At 32.8% G+C, this 1,350-nt stretch carries 2 protein-coding genes and 1 other RNA gene; all 3 read right to left on the bottom strand.

The genetic code is table 11. The annotated features are described in order from the left end of the window. Positions 1–73: 73 nt before the first annotated feature. Positions 74–568 carry a hypothetical protein gene (locus tag V7014_RS25595; RefSeq protein WP_335511678.1) on the bottom strand — a complete coding sequence of 165 codons (495 nt, stop codon included), beginning with the start codon at positions 566–568 and terminating at the stop codon, positions 74–76. 115 nt (positions 569–683) lie between these two features. Next, positions 684–879, bottom strand: a non-coding RNA gene (gene ssrS, locus V7014_RS25590) — 6S RNA. Positions 880–950: 71 nt separating this feature from the next. Continuing rightward, positions 951–1,350: inorganic phosphate transporter (locus V7014_RS25585; RefSeq protein WP_335511676.1), on the bottom strand; the 400-nt coding region annotated here is incomplete at its 5' end.

Genomic DNA, 1,350 nt, shown 5'->3' with positions numbered 1-1,350 from the left:
ATATTGCTTCCTATATAAAAAAATGATAATAAATAAAAAAAGCCTTTCAAAAAGGCTTCTTACATTTAAGTATTTATAGAGATTTCACTTGCTTTTGATCATAAATAACCTGCCTATAAGCATAATTATGTAACCATTCATAATCATATGTATCCTTACACGAAACAATAAATATTTTTTTCTTTGTTCTTTTTATTATGTCTTCAATGACAGCTTCTTTATTCTGCTCCTTGCACACAGAATCAAATGGATATAGGATGCTATAGTCCACTTCTTGTGGTGATTTTTTCCATGTGAAGCTACTATTTGTATCAATATATACCGAGTGATGATCATTAAATGAATATGCTTTACCTGACTTCGCTGGTGTTTTTGTTTTTAGGAAATCACCCGCATTCTGAATAGTATTACTGCGAAATAATATATTACAGTTTTCCGTCACATTTCCTACCATATGTAATGCTAATATATGTTTCTTAAAATGTTGAGTTCCCTTAATTAGCACAATTCTTTCCGTCGAATTCATAAATTCTTCTAACTGTTCGATTGCTTTTGATAATGTATTCATGTTACCCCTCTTCTTTATAAAATGCTTATCTAGTTGATACTTCCTCTACAAACATTCTATACATTCTCATAACAAAAAAACAGTCCCTACTGGAACTGTTTCATTTCATAAATAGTAACAAGCCGCGTTGCCGTAGACAAATAAGTAAGTTTTAAACCACCACTTCACAAAGTGGGTGTTCGCAAAAATGTTCCTGCATGTTCTCCTTGTCATATAGACAGAGACTTATCATTCCCATTTCAATATTAAAACTCCCTATTCTAGCATAAAGGTTAAAACTTAGGATATCATTACAAACAATGCAGCTTGTATAACTATAATAACCTTGTTCTTACATAGTTTCAATAGTATTTTTTTCCTGAATCAACCTGAACACTATTCTTTAAAAAAATAATTGTAAAATAAAATATGTGATTGCCGCTAAGATCGCAGAAATGGGTAATGTAATAACCCATGTAACAAGCATACGTTGTGCTGTATCCCATTTAACACCTTTTAATCGATGTGCGGATCCAACGCCAAGGATGGATGATGAAATTACATGAGTAGTACTAACAGGCATTCCAATAGTAGTTGCACCAAATATAATAGTCGCACCAGTTAAATCTGCTGCAACACCATTAACAGGGCGTATTTTCATGATTTTACCGCCTACTGTTTTAATAATTTTCCAACCACCGATAGAAGTTCCTAATCCCATTGCTAATGCACACGATACTTGCACCCATAGTTGGATATCAGAACTTTCCGCATACCCATTTGCTATTAAAGCCATCGTAATG

Source organism: Bacillus sp. JJ722 (assembly GCF_036963345.1).
In the GTDB taxonomy this organism is placed as follows: Bacteria; Bacillota; Bacilli; order Bacillales; family DSM-1321; genus Bacillus_AD.
The sequence above is the reverse complement of the archived record's forward strand: the minus strand, read 5'-3'. Positions and strand labels throughout refer to the sequence as shown.